Raw genomic sequence first — 21,205 nt, 5'->3', positions numbered from 1 at the left:
TGGACGAGAAAGCGACACCGCTGCACACCCTAAAGTCCTGTTGCGGTTGGACTCTGTGAGCCGCTAGTTTGCTTAAAGCCGTCCCCGGGAGGAGCTCATGAAGATACGCGCCGCGGTTTTACGCCGATCTCCGGTCGAGCCGCCATTCGCGGCGAGCAGGCCGCTGTCTATCGAGGATCTTGAGCTTGCGCCGCCCGGCAATGATGAAATTCTCGTTCGCATCGGTGCAGCCGGGCTCTGCCATTCCGATCTCTCCGTCATCAATGGCGACCGGCCGCGGCCGATGCCGATGGCGCTTGGACATGAAGCGGCGGGCACGGTCGAGTCGGTCGGGCCAGGCATTCACGATCTGGCGCCTGATGATCATGTCGTGATGAGCTTCATGCCGAGCTGCGGCCACTGCCTGCCCTGCGCGGAGGGACGCCCGGCGCTGTGCATACCCGGGGCTGATGCCAACGGAAAAGGCACGCTGCTATCGGGCGCTCGCCGATTGAGTTGCGAGGAAGTGTCGATCCATCATCATCTCGGTGTTTCGGGTTTTGCCACCCATGCCGTCGTCTCGCGCCATTCGGCCATCCGCATCGATCCCGATATTCCTTTCACCCACGCCGCGCTGTTCGGTTGCGCCGTACTGACGGGCGTTGGCGCCGTGGTGAATACCTGCCGCGTGCAGCCGGGGCAGACAGTCGCCGTTGTTGGCCTGGGAGGCGTCGGATTGGCTGCGGTGCTCGGCGCGGTGGCGTCCGGGGCCGAGCGGGTTGTTGCGGTTGACCTTGCGCGTGACAAGCTCGGGATTGCCCTTTCGCTCGGCGCTACCGATGTCTTTCTCGCCAGTGATCCCGACGTGGTGGAGCAGATCCGCGAGGCAACCAAGGGCGGCGTCGACCACGCGCTCGAGATGGCCGGTGCCGTCAAGGCCTTCGATCTCGCTTACCGCATCACACGGCGCGGCGGCACGACGGCAACGGCAGGGCTTGCCAATCCGTCCAGCCAGTTTGCGATCCCCGCCGTCAGCCTGGTGGCCGAGGAGCGGCGCGTGCTCGGCAGCTATCTCGGCAGTTGCGTGCCGAGCCGCGACGTTGTGCGCTTTATCGGGCTCTACAGACGCGGGCGGCTGCCGGTAGACCGTTTGCTGTCGTCGACCGGTCCGCTGGAGGGGATCAACGAGGCATTCGATCGGCTCCATGCCGGCCAGGTTATCCGGCACGTCATCGATTTCGAAGGCGCTTAGACGTTTTCGGGCCGGTCCTTTGGGTCGAATTGGATGATCGTGATCCATTTGGCGGTCAGCGCCGGTTTCTTCTCGTTCTCGATCTCGATCGAGACGTCATAGCTCGTCATCAGCATGCCAGCGCCGCGGAAGCGGGCTTCGGCGAGGACAAAGTGGCCGCGGATGCGGGCGCCCGATTTGACCGGCGAGAGGAAACGGACGTTCTCGAAGCCGTAATTGATGCCCATGGTCTGCTCGCGGACCTTCGGCAGGCTGTTGTAGTTCATCGCCGAGAGCAGCGACAGGGTCAGAAAGCCGTGGGCGATGGTGCCGCCGAAGGCACTCGAAGCGGCGCGCTCCGGGTCGACATGGATGAACTGATGGTCGTTGGTCGCATGCGCAAACGCATCGATCATGGCCTGATCGACGACAATCCAGTCCGAGAGGCCGGTTTCAGTACCGACCAGCCCACGCACATCCGTGAGCGAAATTTCCTTGGCCATTGATTCCTCATGAGAATGCCGCAGCGCAAGCCTTACAATGGGATTGTGACGATTGCGACAAGGAATTGCAGGCAGGAGCCCGGCAGATCAACTTTCGAGATAGAAGGCGACCGAGCGGCGCGGCACGATGGCCGAAGTCACGGATTTCTTCGAGGCATCGGGGGCAAGACGTCGCCATGGGGATGAACCGGGCAACGCAAAGATTTCCTCGCCGCCCGAGCGATTGAAAAGCACGGCCAGCCGTGTCGACTTGCTGCTTTCAGCGTCGCGCGTCGAAAGCACCATTCCGAGCGTGGAAAAGTTCGGCGTCTCCCACTCCTTTACGCTCATCGGCTGGCCGGAGGGTGATATCCATTCGACATCGCCGTTGCCGTTGAGGAAGCCCATCTCCGCGAAGGCCGAGAAGCGCTTGCGCAGGCCGGAGATGAATGCGGTATGGGCGATAAGATCGTCGTCGAGCGCTGCCCAGTCGACCCAGGTGATTTCATTGTCCTGGCAATAGGCATTGTTGTTGCCGCGCTGGGTGCGGCCAGCTTCGTCGCCCGCCGTTAGCATGATGCTGCCACGGGTGGCAAAGAGCGTGGAGAGCAGCGCCTTCAGGTCGTCATCGCGCTTGCGAATGATGTCGGGGTAGCGGGTTTCGCCCTCGACGCCGTTGTTCCAGCTGTGGTTCTCGTTGTGGCCGTCGCGGTTTTGCTCGCCGTTCGCCTCGTTGTGCTTGCCGCTGTAGGACACGACATCCCTCAGCGTAAAGCCGTCATGGGCGGCGAGGAAGTTGACACTGCGCGTCCCTGTCCCTGCGTTTCGGGAGAAGATATCGGAGGAGCCGGCAAGGGCAGTCGCGAGCGGGCCGGTCTTGTGGTCGTCGCCGCGCCAGTAGCACCTGACATCGTCGCGCACGCGGTCGTTCCATTCGAGGAAAGGTGCCAGGAAATTGCCGAGCTGATAGCCGCCGGGGCCAATGTCCCAGGGTTCGGCGATCATCACGCGGTCCGCCAGCACATCATCGGCGAGCATCGCCGTCAACGTTTCGCCGTGTGCCTCGAAGCCGTTTGCGGAACGGCCAAGGACGGGGGCGAGGTCGAAGCGGAAACCGTCGATCCCGGCGCCGAGCACAAAGTGGCGTAGGCTGTCGATGATCAGCCGCCTGATATAGGGATGATCGCAAGCGACGGTGTTGCCCGTTCCGGTATCGTTGACCAATTCGCCTGGCCGGCCGGGCAGATGGCGATAGAAGGAGAGATTGTCGAGGCCACGCAGCGATAGCGTTGTGCCGAAGCGGTCGCTCTCGCCGGTATGATTGAAGACGAGATCGAGGATGACGGCGATGCCTTCCGCATGGAGCTTCGCAACGGTGTCGCGTAGTTCCGCCATGCCGCCAGGGACAAGCCGCGGATCCAGCGCCATGAAAGCAATGGGGTTGTAGCCCCAGCCGTTTCTCAGCCCGAGCGGCGGCAGGTGGCGCTCGTCGATCCAGGCGGTGATCGGCATGAGCTCGATGGCATCGACGCCGATACGCTTCAGATGCGCGATCACCGAGGGATGCGCCAAAGCTGCGACCGTGCCGCGCTGGGCTTCGGGAATATCCGGATGCAGCATCGAGAAGGGCCGAACCGCGACCTCGTAGATGAAGCCGCCCGGCCTGAAGAGGGGCTTTGCCGGCTTCCCGCTGATGTCGCGGGTGACGATCGCCTTCGGCACGAGATGCTGCGTCTCGGCGCCGAAGGCGCCGAGTAGAGGATCATGGTGGAAGGGGCGATCGAGTTCTTTTGCGTAGGGATCAACCAAGAGCTTCGACGGGTCGAACCAAAGGCCACTGTCGGGTGCATAGACGCCGTCGGCGCGGTAGCCGTAGCGCGCGCCTTCCTTCAATCCGTCGACGAAGAGGCGATGAACATGGTCATCGCCGCGTTCCATCGGCAGGCGGGCTAGTTCCTTGTCGTCGTCGCCGAACAGACACAACTCGATCTGTCCGGCATTGTGCGACCAGACGGCAAAATCAACGCCGGTCTCAAAGATCGTCGCCCCGCCTTGCCCGGATTTGTTCGCCGCCATGCTGCTCCGGTCAGGTAATCACGGAGGGAGCGTCGCGGCCCGTGCGGCTGCGAATATCCGCGATCGTCTCGGCGGCAACGACGAGATCGGCGAGCGCCTGCTGCGTCTCGATGTTGTGACGGCTCGAATCCGGCTCGTACCGCTCGACATAGACGCGCAGAGTTGCCCCCGATGTTCCCGTACCAGAGAGACGGAAGACCACGCGCGAGCCGCCTTCGAACAGGATACGAATGCCTTGATGCTCGCTGACCGACTTGTCGACCGGATCGTGATAGGCAAAGTCGTCGGCCTTCTCGACCTTCAGCGGGCCGAAGCTTTTGCCCGGCAGCGAACCAAGCTGGCTGCGCAGGTTTGCCATCAGGCCATTTGCCGCGTCGGTGTCCAAGCCTTCGTAGTCGTGGCGCGAATAGTAGTTGCGGCCATAGGTCTGCCAGTGCTGGGTGACGATGTCCTGAACGCTTTCGCCGCGGACGGCCAGAATGTTTAGCCAGAGCAGAACCGCCCACAGGCCGTCCTTCTCGCGCACGTGGCTGGAGCCGGTACCGGCGCTTTCCTCGCCGCAGATCGTCGCCATCCCGGCATCGAGCAGGTTGCCGAAGAACTTCCAGCCGGTCGGCGTCTCGTACATGCCGATGCCACGGCGCTCGGCGACGCGATCAGCCGCACCCGATGTCGGCATGGAGCGGGCGATGCCGGCGAGACCGCCCGAATAACCGGGCGCGAGATTGGCGTTGGCCGCGAGGATCGCAAGGCTATCGGACGGCGTCACGAAGATGCCGCGGCCGATGATGAGGTTGCGGTCGCCGTCGCCATCGGATGCTGCGCCGAAATCGGGCGCATCGTCGCCGCCCATCATCTCGTCGTAGAGTTCCTTGCAGTGAACCGGGTTCGGGTCGGGATGGTGGCCACCGAAATCGGGCAGCGGCATGAAATTGCGAACCGAGCCGGACGGGGCGCCAAGGCGGTTTTCGAAGATTTCCTTGGCATAAGGGCCGGTGACCGCGCTCATCGCATCGAAGGCGATGCGGAAGCCAAGGCTGATGAGGTTGCGGATGGCGCCGAAATCGAAAAGCTCTTCCATCAGAGCCGTATAGTCTTCCACCGAATCGAGCACCGAGAGAATCATGCCGCCGGGCAATTCGTCCTTGCCGATGCGGTCGAGGTTCACATCAGGGAAATCGGTGATCTTGTAGGTGTCGATCACCTTCGTGCGCGCATAGATCGCGTCGGTGATTTTCTCCGGCGCCGGCCCGCCGTTGCTGATATTGTACTTGATGCCGAAATCTTCGGTCGGACCGCCGGGATTGTGGCTGGCCGACAGAATGATGCCGCCGAAGGCCTTGTATTTGCGGATGATGTGGGAGGCTGCCGGGGTCGACAGGATGCCGCCTTTGCCGACGATCACCTTGCCGAAGCCATTGGCGGCGGCCATCTTGATCGCCTTCTGGATGACTTCCCTGTTGTAGTAGCGTCCGTCGCCGCCGATGACGAGGCACTTGCCCTGGAACCCTTCCAGCGAATCGAAGATCGACTGGATGAAGTTCTCGGCATAGTTCGGCTGCTGGAATACGGGGACCTTCTTTCGCAGGCCCGACGTGCCCGGCTTTTGATCCTGATAGGGCGTAGTGGATACGGATTTTATCATTTTCTCTCACTTGCCTTTGGGGGCGAGGCTTGAATAGAGGGCAGCGTAGCGCTCGGCGCTCTTTTCCCACGAGACATCCGATTTCATGCCCTGCTTTTGCAATTGGGTCCAGACTTTTTGATCGGCGTAAAGATGTAGCGCTCGGCGGATGGCTTGCAACAGGCCCGATACCGTCACAGGCGAGAATTGTATCCCGGTTGCCACTTTCGCTGCAAGAGCGGCATGATTGGCGTCGATGACGGTGTCGTTCAACCCGCCGGTGCGGGCGACGATCGGCACGCATCCGTAGCGCAGCCCGTAAAGCTGCGTCAGGCCGCAGGGCTCGAAGCGCGAGGGGATGATGATGGCGTCGGAGCCGGCCTGCATGAGGTGCGACATCGGCTCGTTGTAGCCGATGGAGACGCCGATCCGCCCGGGGTGGCGGGCGGCGGCGGCGAGCAGCGAACCTTCGAGCGCCGCGTCTCCCGAACCAAGAATGGCAAGCTTGCCGCCCATGTCGACGATCTGATCGGCGGTGGCGGCGATGACGTCCATGCCCTTCTGCCAGGTGAGGCGGCTGATGATGCAGAAGATCGGCGCGTTGTCGTTGTGAAGCCCGAAGAACTCGGCGATCGAGGTGCGGTTTTCGACGCGGCTCTTCAGCGTGGTGGCGTTGTAATGGGTGTGGACAACGGGATCGGTCGACGGGTTCCAGACGTCGGTATCGATGCCATTGACGATGCCGTGGAGCGAATCGATTCGGCTTGTGATGACGCCCTGGAGGCCCATGCCGAACTCGGGGGTCAGGATTTCGCCGGCATAGGAAGGGCTGACGGTGGTGATGGCGTGGGCGGTCTGCAGGCCACCCTTCAGAAAGCCGATATTGCCGTAATATTCGATGCTTTCGGTTGCGAAGGCATGCGGCGGCAAGCGAAGGCCGGGGAAGACATCGGCGCCGAACTGGCCCTGGAAAGCGATGTTGTGGATTGTCAACACGCTCGGCAATTCCGGCGTTGGGTTGTAGCGCATATAGACCGAGGTCATCGCCGACTGCCAATCATGCGTATGCACGAGGTCGGGCCGCCAGCCCGGCATCAATCCTGCGGCAATCTCGGCGCCGGCCAGAGACAATGCTGCAAAGCGACGCCAGTTGTCGGGATAGTCCCTGCCGGTTGCATCGAGATAGGGACCGCCCGCGCGGTCGTAGTAGGCGGGTGCATCGAGCACGAGGATATCGATCCCCTCGTGCTCCACTTCCAGGACCGTCGCAGGCTCGCCGAGCAGATCATCGAACTGAAGCCGGGCGACGGGCTTGCGGATCGCCTTCATGACCGCTGGATAGCCGGGCATGAGGGTCTTGGTTTCGACGCCGAAACGCTTGAGGGCGATCGGCAGGGCACCCGCCACGTCGGCGAGGCCCCCTGTCTTGACGAGCGGGAAGACCTCGGACGAAACCGAAAGAACTTTCATTTGTCAAAGATCCAGCTTGTCGATCATCGGCTGCGTGATGAGGCAAATTCCGCTCTCGGTCCGCCGGAACCGCTTGGCATCGAGTTCCGGGTCCTCGCCGACGACAAGGCCTTCCGGGATGACGACGCCGTGATCAATCACGACGTCCCTGAGTTGTGCGTGCCGGCCGACCTTCACGCTCGGCAGGACGACCGCTCCTTCCAGCTTGGAATAGGAGTTGGCGCGCACACCGGTGAACAGAAGGCTCCTGTTGAGCGTCGCGCCCGATATGATGCAGTCGCCCGCCACGACGGACGAGGTCGCCGAGCCACGGCGGTCGTCGTCGTCATGGACGAATTTTGCCGGCGGCGAGATTTCTGCGTAGGTCCAGATCGGCCAGGACTTGTCGTAGATATCCAGTTCCGGAACGATCGCGGTGAGGTCGATGTTGGCCTGCCAATAGGCATCGATCGTCCCAACATCGCGCCAATAGGGCTCGTGCTCGAAATCGGAGCGGACGCAGGATTGCGCGAAGCGGTGGGCGACAGCCTTGCCGTTCTTGACGATGTAGGGGATGATGTCCTTGCCGAAGTCCTTGCTGGAGTTCGGGTCGGCGGCGTCGCGACGCAACGCATCGATCAGGAACTTCGTGTGGAACACGTAAATGCCCATGGAGGCCAGTGCAAAATCCGGCTTGTCGGGAATGCCCGGCGGGTCGGCAGGCTTCTCGATGAAGTCGATGATCCTGTCGTTCTGGTCGACATGCATGACGCCGAAACCGACGGCCTCCATGCGCGGCACTTCCAGGCAGCCGATCGTGACGTCGGCGCCGGAATCGACATGCTGCTGCAGCATGTATTCGTAGTCCATCTTGTAGACATGGTCGCCAGCAAGGATAACCATGTATTCGACGCCATAATCCTCGATGATGTCGATGTTCTGGTAGACCGCGTCGGCCGTGCCTTCATACCACTGCGTCTCGGAGACGCGCTGGGAGGCCGGCAGAATGTCGAAGCTCTCGTTTCGCTCGGGGCGGAAGAAGTTCCAGCCGCGCTGCATGTGGCGGATCAGCGAGTGCGCCTTGTACTGGGTGGCGACGCCGATGCGGCGGATGCCCGAATTCAGGGCATTCGACAACGCGAAGTCGATGATGCGGGTCTTGCCGCCGAAGTAGACCGCCGGCTTGGCGCGGCGATCGGTGAGCTCCTTGAGGCGGCTTCCCCGACCGCCTGCGAGAACATAAGCCATTGCGTCGCGGGCAAGTGGCTGAACACGTTTTTCTACCATTTTTATCCTCCCACCAGTCTTTAGTTCTCAGGTTCAAGCATGATCGTCGCCAGAGGCGGCAAGGTGATCGATGCGGCGATGTTGCCGCCGGCATTGACGGCCTGAACGCGGCCGCCATTGCCCTTGCCGCTGCCGCCGTAGATGTCGGCATCGGTATTCAGAACCTCGCGCCACCGCCCCTCGATCGGTAGGCGCACTGTGTAGTTCTCGCGATAAACCGGTGTCAGATTGCAGATCACGGCAACCGGCTTTTCGCCCGGCGCCTTGCGTAGCCAGGCGAAGACGGAATTCTCGTGGTCGTCGGCGATCAGCCATTCGAAGCCGTCGCCCTCGCAATCGCGGGCATGCAGCGCCGGCTTGCTGCGGTAGGTGAAGTTGAGGTCACGCACCAGCCGGCGCATGCCCTCGTGCATACGATACTGCAGCAGGTTCCAGTCGAGCGATGTCGCCTCGTTCCACTCGCTCCACTGTGCAAATTCCTGACCCATGAACAGCAGCTTCTTGCCCGGATAGCCCCACATGAAGGCGTAATAGGCACGCAGGTTGGCGAACTTTTGCCAATCGTCGCCAGGCATCTTGGCGATCAGCGAGCCCTTTCCATGCACCACCTCATCATGGGAGAGCGGCAGCACGAAGTTCTCCGAATAGGCGTAGAGCAGGCCGAAGGTCAGCTCGTTGTGATGATGTTTGCGGTGGATCGGCTCGCGGCTCATGTAGCTCAGAGTGTCGTGCATGAAGCCCATGTTCCACTTGAAGCCGAAGCCGAGGCCGCCTTCGTGAACCGGCTGCGAGACCTTCGGCCAGGACGTCGACTCCTCGGCGATGGTCATCACGCCGGGATGCTCGGCGTAGATGCGGGTGTTCATGTTCTGCAGGAAGCGAACGGCTTCCAGATTCTCGTTGCCGCCATACTCATTCGGAATCCATTCGCCGTGCTTGCGGGAATAGTCGAGATAGAGCATCGAGGCAACGGCATCGACGCGCAGGCCGTCGAGGTGGAACTTCTCGGCCCAATAGAGCGCGTTGTTGACGAGGTAGGAAATGACTTCGGTTCGACCGAAATTGTAGATCGCGGTATTCCAATCGGGATGAAAGCCCTTGCGCGGGTCTTCGTGCTCGTAGAGCGCCGTGCCGTCGAACCAGCCGAGACCGTGTTCGTCGGTCGGGAAATGGGCGGGCACCCAATCGAGGATGACGCCAAGGCCGACCTTGTGGCAGCCGTTGACGAAGCGGGCGAAACCCTCAGGCTCGCCGAAGCGGGCGGTAGGGGCATAAAGCCCGGTCGTCTGGTATCCCCAGGACGGATCATAGGGGTGCTCGGTAATAGGCAGGAACTCTATGTGAGTGAAGCCCATGTCGACGCAGTAGGGGATCAGCCGGGATGCCAACTCGTCCCAGGAAAGAAACGTGCCGTCATCACGCCGCTGCCACGAACCGGCATGAACCTCGTAGATTGAAATCGGCTGACGACGCTTGTCGGTCTCGCTCCAGTGCTTCAGATGCGCTTCGTCGTCCCATTGCTGCAGCAGTTCGGACGCCGCGACCGAGGCCGTCTTCGGGCGCAACTCGCTGCGACGGGCAAACGGATCGGCCTTCAACGGCAGAAGAACGCCGTCGTGGCCGCGAATTTCGAATTTGTAGGCGACGTCTGTCGCAACATCAGGGGCGAAGATCTCCCAGATACCGGCGCTGGAGCGGAAACGCATCACATGGCGGCGGCCGTCCCAGCCGTTGAAATCACCGACGACGGAGACACGCTGGGCATTCGGCGCCCAGACCGCGAAATGGATGCCCTGTGCGCCCTCGTGCTTGATCCAGTGCGCGCCCATCTTGTCGAACAGGCGCAGGTGGGAACCCTCGCGCACGTAATAGTCATCCATGGGTCCGAGGACCGGCCCGAAGCTGTAGGGGTCGGTCACAGCCCATTCGGCGTCGCCGCGCCGGGCGCGGTAGCGCACCGGCTGCAGCTTCGTCAGCGAAACCTGTCCGGCGAAAAAGCCGTCCGGATGCTGCCGGCTCAGTTCCCCGATGACGCTGCCGTCGAGCGCCATCGCTGTTACCTCTTCGGCACCGGGAATGAAGCAGCGGGCGACATAGGCATCGCCCGATTTGTGAACGCCGAGAACGGCGAAAGGATTGGAATGCGACCCTGCGAGGATTGCCGCTATCTCGTCTGCCGAAATCTCCCAGGGAAGTCTGACTTCAAGGGTGGCTTTCGGCGTTTTCATCCGGCTCTCCAGATTTCCTTGGCATATTGGCGTATCGTGCGGTCGGACGAGAACCAGCCCATCCGCGCGGTGTTGTAGATCGCCTTCGAATTCCACGTGGATGAATCGGTCCAGAGCTGGTCGACATCGCGCTGGGCCTGGGCATAGGCATCGAAGTCGGCGGCTACCATGAACCAGTCATGGGCATAGATGCCCTCGATCAACGCCGAGTATCGGTTTCGGTCGTCGTGCGAGAAGACGCCGGAACTGATGGCCTGCAGGGCCTGGGACAGTTCGCGAGAGGCCTCGATGATGGCGCGGGGATTGTGGCCGTCGGCACGGGCGGCAGCGACTTCATCGGCGCGCAGGCCGAAGATGATGATGTTGTCCTCACCGACATGATCGCGCATCTCGACATTGGCGCCATCAAGCGTGCCGATTGTCAGCGCGCCGTTGAGGGCAAACTTCATGTTACCGGTACCCGATGCCTCCATCCCGGCCGTCGAGATCTGCTCGGAAAGGTCGGCAGCCGGCACCATGACCTCGGCCAGCGAGACGTTGTAGTTCGGTACGAACACGACTTTCAGCAGGCCGCGGACGGCCGGGTCGTTGTTGATCGTGCGGGCGACATCGTTGATCAGTTTGATGATCAGCTTGGCGTTGTGATAGCTCGGCGCAGCCTTGCCGGCGAAGAGCTTGACGCGCGGTACCCAATCCAACTCAGGATGCGAGCGGATCTGGTCGTAGAGGGCGACAGCCTCGATGATGTTGAGCAGTTGGCGCTTGTATTCGTGGATGCGCTTGATCTGGATATCGAACATCGCCGACGGATCGAGCTTGATGCCCATGCGGCTGGCGACAAGATTGGACAAGGCCACCTTGTTGGCACGCTTAACTGCCGCAAACTTCTCCTGGAAGCTTGCATCGTTCGCGAACTTGTCGAGCGGCTTCAGCTTTTCGGCATCATCAAGGAAGTCGTCGCCGATCGCCTCGCGGATCAGCGAGGTCAGGCCGGGATTGCACTGCTGCAACCAGCGGCGCGGCGTGATGCCGTTCGTCTTGTTGTTGATGCGGTCGGGATAAAGCTTGTGCAGGTCGGCAAAGACCGTGACCTTCATCAGGTCGGTGTGCAGCGCCGAGACGCCGTTGATCGAATGGGCGCCGACGAAGGCGAGATTGCCCATGCGCACACGGCGCTCGCCGCTTTCCTCGATCAGAGAAATCGAGCGGATTTCCGTCTCGGAGAAAGTCTTGGTCTTGCGCGCTTCGACCAGCACCTTGGCGTTGATCGCGTAGATGATCTGCATGTGACGCGGCAGCAGGCGCTCGAAGAGCGGGATCGGCCAGCTTTCGAGCGCTTCCGGCAGGAGCGTGTGATTGGTGTAGCCGATCGTGCCGCGGGTGATGTCCCAGGCCTGGTCGAAGTCCAGGCCATGCACGTCGCACAGCAGACGCATGAGTTCGGCGACGGAGACGGCCGGATGCGTATCGTTCAGCTGGATCGCCACCTTGTCGGGCAGCGAGGTGAAGTCGTCATACTGCTGCAGATGACGACGCAGGATGTCCTGCAGGGATGCGGAGGAGAAGAAGAATTCCTGGCGCAGGCGCAGTTCCTGGCCGGCCGGCGTCGCATCGGCCGGATAGAGGACGCGCGTCAAGCTTTCCGCCTTGTTGCTTTCGCGCAGCGCGCCGATGTGGTCGCCGGCGTTGAAGGCATCGAGCAGGATCGGGTCGATCGGCTGCGCGGACCAGAGACGCAGCGTGTTGACGCGCTTGCCCCGCCAGCCGACCACGGGCGTGTCGAAGGCCGCTGCAATGACGCGCTCGGCCGGTTTCCACACATAGCGCGGCTCGCCCTCGGGGCTGTTGACGACATCCACCGTGCCGCCGAAGCCGATTTCGTAAGCGCTTTCGCGACGCTCGAATTCCCAGGGATTGCCGTGCGCCAGCCAGCTCTCCGGCAGCTCCACCTGCCAGCCGTCGGCAAGCTGCTGGCGGAAGAGACCATGCACATAACGGATGCCATAGCCATAGGCCGGCACCTCGACGGTCGCCATGCTTTCCATGAAACAGGCGGCGAGACGGCCAAGGCCGCCGTTGCCGAGGGCTGCATCTGGCTCGAGGCCGGCGATGACGGAAACATCGACACCGAGCGAGGCGAGCGCGTCGCGAACCTGTTCCATGAGGCCGAGGTTCGAGACGGCATCGCGCATCAGGCGGCCAATGAGGAATTCGAGCGACAGGTAATAAACGCGCTTGTCGCCGGTCGCATAGACCTTGCGGGTCGATTCCATCCACTTGTCGATGATGCGGTCGCGCAGAACGAGGATCGTGGCAGTCAGCCAGTCATGAGGCTTGGCGACCTTCGCATCCTTGCCGATGCGATAGGTCAGGCGCTCGATGATTTCTTCGGCGAGAATTTCAGGCTTGGAACTGCGGGGGGCGGGGGAAGGGATGGTCGGCTTCGAAACGGTGTTCATCGTCAGTCCTCGCCAATTCTGTTTGGTTTCAGTACGTTATGCCAATTTCAATCGGTTTACCACGCACTAAAGACGCAGTTTATGCATCGTTACAACGCACTTGCAACAAGGGAATTACCCAAACGAGAAAATTGACAAAGCTCGGTATCCGGCTGCGGAAAGAACTTGATTTCAATCGGTTTTCCGATTTTGATAAGCGCGTTTTTGAAACGAAAAGCCGCTCCGGTTGGTTCCGGAGCGGCTTATTTGTTGGGAAACTGCGCGACGAGATCAGTTGATCAAGCGTGTCTTCTGTTCGGAGGTCTTTGCGCCGATCTCCTTGAAGGCGGCGAGAAGATCGGACATGCTTTCTGCCTTGAAGTAGTGATTGTCGTCTGTCGCGCAATACTTCAACAGGGCCTGGCCATTCGTAGGTGCCATGAAGGCGACCGTGTAGATCTCAATGCCATCGCCCTTCGCTTTATCGCACGTGGCCTTCGTCAAGGTGTCATACGAGCGGCCGCCTGACGTATCATTGTTGTTGTCGCCGTCCGTCATGAAGACAATGTACTTCTTGGGCGTCTGGCCGGTTTTCGCCTGGTGCAAAGCGTTTTCGTTGTCGTTGCCTGCATTGTTCTTCGCCATCAGCGAGCTATAGGCCATGCTCACCGCACCGCTGGAATTCGTGCCATTGGCCGCCGAGAGCGCGTTGACATAGGTCGTCACGGCACTGGTTCCCCAGGCGAGCTTGGTTTCCGGATAGGTAATGAGATCGTAGGAGACCGCACCCGTGCGGGAGTAGATGTGCGTCGGGTCAGCCTTGTCGAGCTCTGTCGTCAAGTTGCCGACTGCAAGCTTCAGGGCTTCGATTTTGGTGTAGTAGTTTGTACGCGTGCCGGTGCACTTGTTCGTCCACTTGCCCTTGTCGTTCCAGTGGTAGTCGCAATTATACGTATATGTTTCAGTTGGGGTATCTGCGTTGGTGGTTGTGGTGTCGTCGCCCATCGACCCTGATTTATCGAGTGCGAGAAAGATCGAGACGGAACCCTGCTTCTCGGAATAACCGCTCGCCGTCTGGCTTCCCGCGCCAATATTGGTGGTCTTGAAGCCGATGACCTTCGCCAGGCCGCTCAGGTCCATGCTGTAGGAAGATGAGACGCTCACGCTGTAGCTTGTGCCACCGTTGGAGGTCGTCTTGGTCGCCGTGGCGGTCGTAGCATCCCTCAGCGCGGTCGTGTCGCCAATGAAGTTCGCCATCTGACCGGCAACGAAATCCTTGGCGAAGGCGGAGGCGGTCGTTGTGTCGATTTTCCCGTCAGCAAGGGCAGCAGCGGTGGCAAGCGCCGCTGCATCGGATGCTTCCTGCAACTGATGCTTCGCCATCGCAGCGTTCGTGATGTCGACCGCAAGTGCGCCCGCTCCAATCGTAACCGGCAGCAGAATTGCGCTTATGATCCCGAAATTGCCATGCCGGTCGTTCCGCAGCCGAGACAGGCTCGACTTCAGCGCTTGAAAGGTGCTCATCATGTTCACCTGAGTTAGTGCCCCAATAATGCTTAACTCATGCGCCTCAATTCTTGAGTTCACCTTTACCAAGTCGTTAAAATTCTAGCGGAATGTCACTTTCTTGTGCGCAGTCTCGGTGAAAACGCCTTCCTGAGGGATGCGCCGCGCCAATATACCTATCGGGTGTCAATCAACTCAGCGGGATCACATCCACCGCCTGGACGGTGCGTTGGCCGCCGTAGCTTTTCAGTACGCCGATGACAGGCGCGACGTCGGCGTAGTCGCGGCCATAGGCAACGACGATGTGATCGGTGCCGGCCGGGATGTTGTTCGTCGGATCGAGCTCGACCCAGCCGATCGTCTCGCCGCACCAGACCCTGACCCAGGCGTGCATGGCGTCGGCGCCCTCCAGCCGCTCCTTGCCCGGCGGCGGAATGGTGCGCAGGAAGCCAGAGACATAGCCTGCCGGAATGCCGAGGCTGCGCAGCGCAAGGATCATGACATGGACGAAGTCCTGGCAGACGCCGCTCCTCAACAGGAAGGCCTCGAGCGGGGTGGTGTCCACGGTCGTCGCGTCGGCGTCGTAGGTGAAATCCTGATGGATTTTGGCGCAGAGCGCGGTAGCGATCTGCAGCACGGTCAATGACGCTTCGGCGCAGGCTTTCGCATAGTCCGAGATCGCGCGCGTTTCCAGCAGGCGGGGACTGTTGCCGAGAAAATGGTGCGGCGCGTCAGGCTTCAGCGACCAGACACCCGCGACCTCGTCCGGAAGCTTCGCCAGTACGGGGGAGAAATCCGCCGCGATCGAATGGCTCTCCACCTGGACCCGGGCCTGCATCCGAATGTCCAGCTTCTCATGCGGCGCTCGCAGCATGAAGGAGGTTGCCGGATGTTCGAAGAAATCGATGAAGTGCGCCTGCTCGTCAGGCGTCGGCGAGACCTTGATCGAGCCGGCAATCAGCCGCTGGCGGTCAGGCAGCGACAATGGCATCAGCCGCATGATGTGGCGTGCGCCGGAGGCCGGCGTGTCGTAGATGTAGCCCATGTGTAGCGAGAGATCGTAGAGCACGCGCGTCACCCGAGATATGTGCGGGCAAGAAGGTCGGACAGCAGTTCCAGCTCGCGTTCGAGGCGACGATAGACATCGACGCTCATCGTCTCCGGCGTCATGACGGCAAGGCCGGAGTGCAGACGCATCGCTTCGCGGTAGAACGGCGACATCTGGCCGTTAACGAGCGCATTCGGCAGTTGTTCGACCTCGCGGTGGATCTCATTCATCTGGAAGAGAATCGAGCGCGGGTTGAGCGGATCGAGCGCCAGAAGATCGGTCACCGTCAGGCGGGCGGTGTTGACGTTGTAGCGACGGCGATGGGTCATCACGCTGTCGCCGATTTCGAGCAGCATGTCGAGCGCGCCGTCCGGGGCGTCCGTACCCGACATGTGGCCAAGCAGGCGCGTCATGTGCAGGCCGCGCTCGATATGGCGACCGAGCGAGAGGAAGCGCCAGCCGGTGAAGCGATACATGTTCTCGTGCACCAGACCGGCGAAGCCCGCGAGTTTGCGCAGCAGGATCGTCATGGCATGGCTGGCATCGTCGCCTGGAGAAATCGTCTCGTGGAACCGCCGTGCGGTTTTGGCGAGATCGGTGAGCGCCAACCAGCCGTCCGGCGAGAAGCGGTCGCGGATGTTGCTGGCGGAATAGACGGCGCTGTCGATGTTGCGCAGCAGTGTGTTTGGCACCGCATCTTCGGTGTCGATGTCGACGGCGGCCAGATAGGCCGTCACGTCGGCCAGCAACGGCTGGCTCGGGTCGGCGGCCTCGGCAAAGCGGGCGTGCCAGGCGCGCAGGATGCGCAGCGCGCCTTCCGCGCGTTCGATGTAGCGGCCAAGCCAGAAGAGGTTGTCGGCCGCGCGGCTCGGCAGGCTGCCCGGCATGTTGCGGGTGAAGCTGCCTTCCGCCGGCAGCAGCGTATGCCGTTCCACCGGCTTGTCGCTGACGATCCACACGTCGGCAGCCGCACCGCCCGATTGCATGGCGATGGCTGAAACGTCGTCGCTGCCGCCGATGCGGGCAAAACCGCCCGGCATGATCTGCCAGCCATTGGCCGTGCGGGCGGCAAAGACACGCAAGGACATTGGCCGCGGCGTGAGCTTGCCGTCAATCCAGGCCGGCGTCGTCGACAGCGTCACGACTTCCTGGCCGACGAGTTTCGCGCCGTCGCAATCCAACCAATCGCCGATCGAGTCCTTGGCGGCGGCACGCAAGGTCGAGCCGAGCACGGATTCGCCGCTGTCGTCGAAGAAGGGCGCGCGCGAATAGGCCGGGCCGATAACCATCTTTTCGATGTTGTCAGCCACATGCCCGCGCTCATCCTTCTGACCGCACCACCAGGTCGCGATCGACGGGAGCTTCAGTTCTTCGCCGAACAGCCGGCGACAGATCGTCGGCATGAAGGCAAGCAGCGCGCGTGTTTCGATGATGCCGCTGCCGAGCGCGTTGACGATCGTCACGCTTTCCGCCCGGAGGGCTTCGACGAGGCCGGGCGTGCCGATATGCGAGTTCTGGTTCAGTTCCAGCGGGTCGGCATAGGCTGAATCGAGGCGACGCCAGAGCACCGTGATCGGCTTCAGGCCGGAGACGGTGCGAACCATGACCTTGCCGTTGACGACGGTCAGGTCTTCGCCCTCGAGCAGCATGAACCCGAGATAACGGGCGATATAGGCGTGTTCGTAATAGGTTTCATTGGCGGGGCCGGGCGTCAGGACGGCGATGCGGTCGTCGCCGCTGTGCTTCATACCCTGCAGCGAATCGCGGAACGCGCCAAAGAAGGAGGCCAGCCGATGCACCGGCGTCTCGGCGTAAATATCGGAGAAAGCGCGGGTTGTCGCGACGCGGTTTTCGAGCGCGAAGCCGGCGCCTGATGGAGCCTGGGTGCGGTCGGCCAGCACCCACCAATTGCCGTCGGGCCCGCGGCCGATCTCGAAAGCGCAGAAATGCAGGTAGTGGCCGCCAGCCGGGGTGACACCGACGAGCGGACGCTGGTACTCCGGATTGGCGGCGATGAGCGCCGGCGGCAGCACGCCTTGCGCGACGAGCCGGTTCTGGCCGTAGATGTCGGCAACAATCGCCTCCAGCAGGTCGGCACGCTGCACCAGGCCAGCCGACACTACCTCCCATTCGCGTGCATCGATCAAGACAGGCACATGCGAAAGCGGCCAGGAGCGCTCGGCGCTGCCAGCGCTGCCGTAGGCGCGGTAAAAAACGCCGGCATCGCGCAGGTAGCGATCGGCGCGGGTGAAGCGTTCCGTCAGATCCTTTTCAGGCATGCTGCTCAGATGCGCGAAGAAGCGCTGCCAGACCGGGCGGATGGCGCCGTTGGTGTCGACCATTTCGTCGGCGACACCAGGCAGGGGAGCATAGCCGAGTACCGCATCGTTGCCGGTACGGTCCCGTGGCTCTTCTCTCAGTTCTGCCGTCGGTTTTTTGCCCATTTCACCCTAACGTCTAAATCCCAACCGGTCGTCGAAGGTCCAGCGTCAGCGGGAATTCCGGCGACACTGTTTCAGCGCGCTGGATATAACCGCCTGCCGTATGCCCCCACGGCTCGAATCGCGCCAGACGCCTTGCTTCCGCTTCGTTACCATTGACAGGGAAGGTGTCATAGCTACGCCCGCCGGGATGGGCAACATGATAGATGCAGCCGCCGATCGAACGCTTCGACCACGTATCATAAATGTCGAAGGTCAGCGGCGTGTTGACCGGCAGAAGCGGGTGCAATCCCGACGCCGGCTGCCAGGCCTTGAAGCGGACGCCGGCGACGGAGACGCCGGCGGTGCCGGTCGGCGTCAGCGGCACGCTGCGGCCGTTGCAGGTGACGGTGTAACGCGACGCATTGCTGGTTTCGAGGCGCACCTGCAGCCGCTCGACCGAGCTGTCGACATAGCGCACGGTGCCGCCGATCGCCCCTTCCTCGCCCATCACATTCCAAGGTTCCAGCGCCTGGCGTAGTTCCAGCTTCGAGCCCTCGTATTCGACCTCGCCGCAGAAGGGGAAGCGGAATTCGAGCTGCGCCTTGAACCATTCGGGCCTGACGTCGAAGCCGTTCTGCTTGAGATCGCCGAGCACGTCGAGGAAATCGGCCCAGACGAAGTGCGGCAGCATGAAGCGGTCGTGCAGCGTCGTTCCCCAGCGGACGAACATGCCATCGGCCGGGTTCTGCCAGAAGCGGGCGATCAGCGCGCGCACCATCAATTGCTGGGCAAGTGACATGCGGGCGTTCGGCGGCATTTCGAAACCGCGGAACTCGACGAGGCCGAGACGGCCGGTCGGGCCATCCGGGGAGAACAGCTTGTCGATGCAGATTTCGGCGCGGTGGGTGTTGCCCGTCACATCGATCAGCGTGTTGCGGAACAGGCGGTCGGTGATCCATGGGAGCGGTGCCGCGCCGTGGCCGGGCGCGGGGATCTGGGCAAGCGCCGTCTCCAGCTCGTAGAGGCTGTCGTGGCGGGCTTCATCGATGCGCGGCGCCTGGCTGGTCGGGCCGATGAACATGCCGGAGAACATGTAGGAGAGCGAGGGATGGCGCTGCCAGTGCAGCACCAGGCTCTTCAACAAATCCGGGCGGCGCAGGAACGGGCTGTCGCCGGGGTTGGCGCCGCCGACGACGACGTGGTTGCCGCCGCCGGTGCCGGTGTGGCGGCCGTCGATCATGAACTTGTCGGCGCCGAGTCGGGTCTGGCGCGCCTCTTCATAGACCGTCGTGGTAATGTCGACGCAATCCTGCCAGTTGGAGGCGGGATGAATGTTGACCTCGATGACACCGGGGTCGGGGGCGACGCGGATGACGTTGATGCGCTCGTCCTGCGGCGGCGAGTAACCTTCGATGTGGACGGGCACACCGAGCTCGGCGGCGGCATTTTCGGCGGCGGCGATCAGCTCGAGATAATCCTCGATGCGCTCGACCGGCGGCATGAAGACGCAGAGCCTTCCGTCGCGCGGCTCGACCGAAATGGCGGTACGCACCGCACCGCCGATTTCGCCGATCGTCTGCTCGACGCGGCTCTGGCTGCTGTCGTCGCTGTGGCGGGACGCTTCCGGCATGGCGCGGCCGGCGGGAACGAAGACCTCTGGCAGCGGCTGGCGAGGGATCGAGGGATCGGCTGGGTGGATATAGGGGAAGCGAGCCGGAGGCACATAGGGCAGCGTGCCGAGCGGCAGGCGATAGCCGACGGGGCTGTCGCCGGGCACGAGGAAGATCTTGCCGCGGCGGGTCTTCCATCTTTCGCTGACCCAGCGCTGGCCCGATGCCCTGGCGTTCCAGGCCTGAACCGGCAGAATGTAGCCGGTCGGCGTCGTCAGGCCGCGCTCGAAGACGCGGGCGATGCGGCTGCGCTCTTCCGGGTCCTTCAGCTTGGAATTGGACGGATCGACATTTTCCGGCAGGCTGCCTTCCTTGATGATCCATTCGGCCGGATCCTCGTAGGCGGGCAGCACCATGTCGGTCTCGATCGCCAACTCGCGGGCGATCGCATTCAGCAGGTTGGAGGCGTCCTCGGCCTTAACGCCGGTGTCCTTGCCTTCGCCGGCGATCAGCTCCGGGTTCTGCCAGATCGGCTTGCCGTCCTTGCGCCAGTAGAGCGAGAAGGTCCAGCGTGGCAGGCTTTCGCCCGGATACCACTTGCCCTGGCCGTAATGCAGAAAGCCGCCGGGGGCGAAGCGCTCGCGCAGTTTGCGGATCAGGATATCGGCCTTCTCGCGCTTGGTCGGGCCGACGGCGGCGGTGTTCCATTCCTCGGATTCGAAGTCGTCGATGGAGACGAAGGTCGGCTCGCCGCCCATGGTCAGGCGAACGTCCTCGGCTTGAAGGATGCTATCGACCTTGGCGCCGAGTGCGTTGAGTTCGTCCCAGCTGTCCTCAGAAAAAGGCTTGGTGATGCGCGGATGCTCGGCAACGCGCGACACCTTCATGTCGAAGGCGAACTCGGTGTTGGCCTCGCCAAAGAGCGCACCGGAGATCGGGGCGGCATTGCGATAGTGCGGGGTGGCGGCGAGCGGGATGTGGCTCTCGCCGGTCAGCAGCCCGGAGGTCGGGTCGAGGCCGACCCAGCCGGCGCCGGGCAGGTAGACTTCGCACCAGGCATGCAGGTCGGTGAAATCGACCTCAGTGCCCGAGGGGCCGTCGAGCGCCTTCAGGTCAGGCGTCAGCTGGATGAGATAGCCAGAGACGAAGCGGGCAGCGAGCCCGAGATTGCGCAGGATCTCGACCAGCAGCCAGCTCGAATCGCGACAGGAACCGAGCGCCAGCTTCAGCGTTTCCTCCGGCGTCTGGACGCCGGGCGCCATACGGATGACGTATTCGATGTCTTCCTTCAGGCGGGCGTTGAGGCCGACGATGAAATCGATGGTGCGGACCGGCGTGCGGTCGATACCTGATACGTAGGCTGCCAGCGCCGGCTCCATCGGCTGCGGCTGCATGTAGATCTTCAGGTCGTCCCTGATGTCTTCGGGATAGGAGAAGGGCCACGTCTCGGCGCTCTCTTCGATGAAGAAATCGAAGGGATTGTAGACCGTCATGTCGGCGACGAGATCGACCTCGATCTTGAACTCGGTGACCGGGTCCGGAAAGACGTAGCGAGCGAGATAATTGCCGTAGGGATCCTGCTGCAGGTTCACGAAATGGTTGGACGGCGAGACCTTCAGCGCATGGCTGATCACCCGCGTCTTCGAATGCGAGGCCGGTTTCAGGCGGATGATCTGAGGCCCGAGGCGGACCGGCTTGTCGTATTTGTAATGCGTCAGATGATAGATGCTGGCTTTGATCGACATATGTTGCCTTGTCCGCTGCCACTCGTCGTGCGGCATTTGCTGTTCCCGGGCATCAGTGTGTGCAATGCAGCGAAAGAAT

General features: G+C 62.2%; 12 protein-coding genes. 1 reads left to right on the top strand and 11 read right to left on the bottom strand.

The annotated features are described in order from the left end of the window. Window positions 1–97: 97 nt before the first annotated feature. Window positions 98–1,231, top strand: coding sequence for a zinc-dependent alcohol dehydrogenase family protein (locus tag ACSQ9D_RS15730; protein WP_436282977.1), 1,134 nt, complete (start codon window positions 98–100; stop codon window positions 1,229–1,231). Here ACSQ9D_RS15730 and ACSQ9D_RS15725 read toward each other — a convergent pair. From ACSQ9D_RS15725 to ACSQ9D_RS15675, 11 genes are all read right to left on the bottom strand, one after another. Continuing rightward, window positions 1,228–1,713, bottom strand: coding sequence for a MaoC family dehydratase (locus ACSQ9D_RS15725; RefSeq protein WP_436282976.1), 486 nt, complete (start codon window positions 1,711–1,713; stop codon window positions 1,228–1,230). The genes ACSQ9D_RS15730 and ACSQ9D_RS15725 overlap by 4 nt on opposite strands. Window positions 1,714–1,800: 87 nt before the next feature. After that, window positions 1,801–3,768: a glycogen debranching protein GlgX gene (glgX, locus tag ACSQ9D_RS15720; protein WP_436282975.1), complete on the bottom strand. Its 1,968-nt coding sequence runs from the start codon at window positions 3,766–3,768 to the stop codon at window positions 1,801–1,803. 10 nt (window positions 3,769–3,778) lie between these two features. After that, window positions 3,779–5,413 (bottom strand): alpha-D-glucose phosphate-specific phosphoglucomutase, encoded by a 1,635-nt coding sequence (locus ACSQ9D_RS15715; RefSeq protein ID WP_037119530.1) that lies wholly within the window; start codon window positions 5,411–5,413, stop codon window positions 3,779–3,781. Window positions 5,414–5,419: 6 nt separating this feature from the next. Then, complete coding sequence (gene glgA / locus ACSQ9D_RS15710; RefSeq protein WP_436282974.1) at window positions 5,420–6,862, bottom strand: glycogen synthase GlgA; 1,443 nt, start codon at window positions 6,860–6,862, stop codon at window positions 5,420–5,422. 3 nt (window positions 6,863–6,865) lie between these two features. After that, window positions 6,866–8,128, bottom strand: coding sequence for a glucose-1-phosphate adenylyltransferase (gene glgC / locus ACSQ9D_RS15705; RefSeq protein ID WP_436282973.1), 1,263 nt, complete (start codon window positions 8,126–8,128; stop codon window positions 6,866–6,868). A gap of 20 nt (window positions 8,129–8,148) precedes the next feature. Beyond that, a complete protein-coding gene (gene glgB / locus ACSQ9D_RS15700; RefSeq protein ID WP_436282972.1) occupies window positions 8,149–10,356 on the bottom strand; it encodes a 1,4-alpha-glucan branching protein GlgB in 2,208 nt (735 codons plus the stop codon). Further along, window positions 10,353–12,815: a glycogen/starch/alpha-glucan phosphorylase gene (locus tag ACSQ9D_RS15695; RefSeq protein ID WP_436282971.1), complete on the bottom strand. Its 2,463-nt coding sequence runs from the start codon at window positions 12,813–12,815 to the stop codon at window positions 10,353–10,355. The genes glgB and ACSQ9D_RS15695 overlap by 4 nt, the downstream gene beginning before the upstream one ends. 270 nt (window positions 12,816–13,085) lie before the next feature. Then, window positions 13,086–14,318 carry a pilus assembly protein TadG-related protein gene (locus ACSQ9D_RS15690; RefSeq protein WP_436282970.1) on the bottom strand — a complete coding sequence of 411 codons (1,233 nt, stop codon included), beginning with the start codon at window positions 14,316–14,318 and terminating at the stop codon, window positions 13,086–13,088. Between the two features lie 172 nt (window positions 14,319–14,490). Then, window positions 14,491–15,378 carry a transglutaminase family protein gene (locus ACSQ9D_RS15685; protein ID WP_436282969.1) on the bottom strand — a complete coding sequence of 296 codons (888 nt, stop codon included), beginning with the start codon at window positions 15,376–15,378 and terminating at the stop codon, window positions 14,491–14,493. Beyond that, complete coding sequence (locus tag ACSQ9D_RS15680) at window positions 15,375–17,792, bottom strand: circularly permuted type 2 ATP-grasp protein (RefSeq protein ID WP_436282968.1); 2,418 nt, start codon at window positions 17,790–17,792, stop codon at window positions 15,375–15,377. The genes ACSQ9D_RS15685 and ACSQ9D_RS15680 overlap by 4 nt, the downstream gene beginning before the upstream one ends. 13 nt (window positions 17,793–17,805) lie before the next feature. Continuing rightward, entirely contained in the window at window positions 17,806–21,126 is a 3,321-nt protein-coding gene (locus tag ACSQ9D_RS15675) for a DUF2126 domain-containing protein (RefSeq protein ID WP_436282967.1), read from the bottom strand. Window positions 21,127–21,205: the final 79 nt, after the last annotated feature.

Origin of the sequence: Rhizobium sp. LjRoot258 (genome assembly GCF_964254185.1) — a bacterium.
Classification (GTDB): domain Bacteria; phylum Pseudomonadota; class Alphaproteobacteria; order Rhizobiales; family Rhizobiaceae; genus Rhizobium.
Note: the sequence above shows the minus strand (reverse complement) of the source record. Positions and strands in the feature narration are given on the sequence as shown.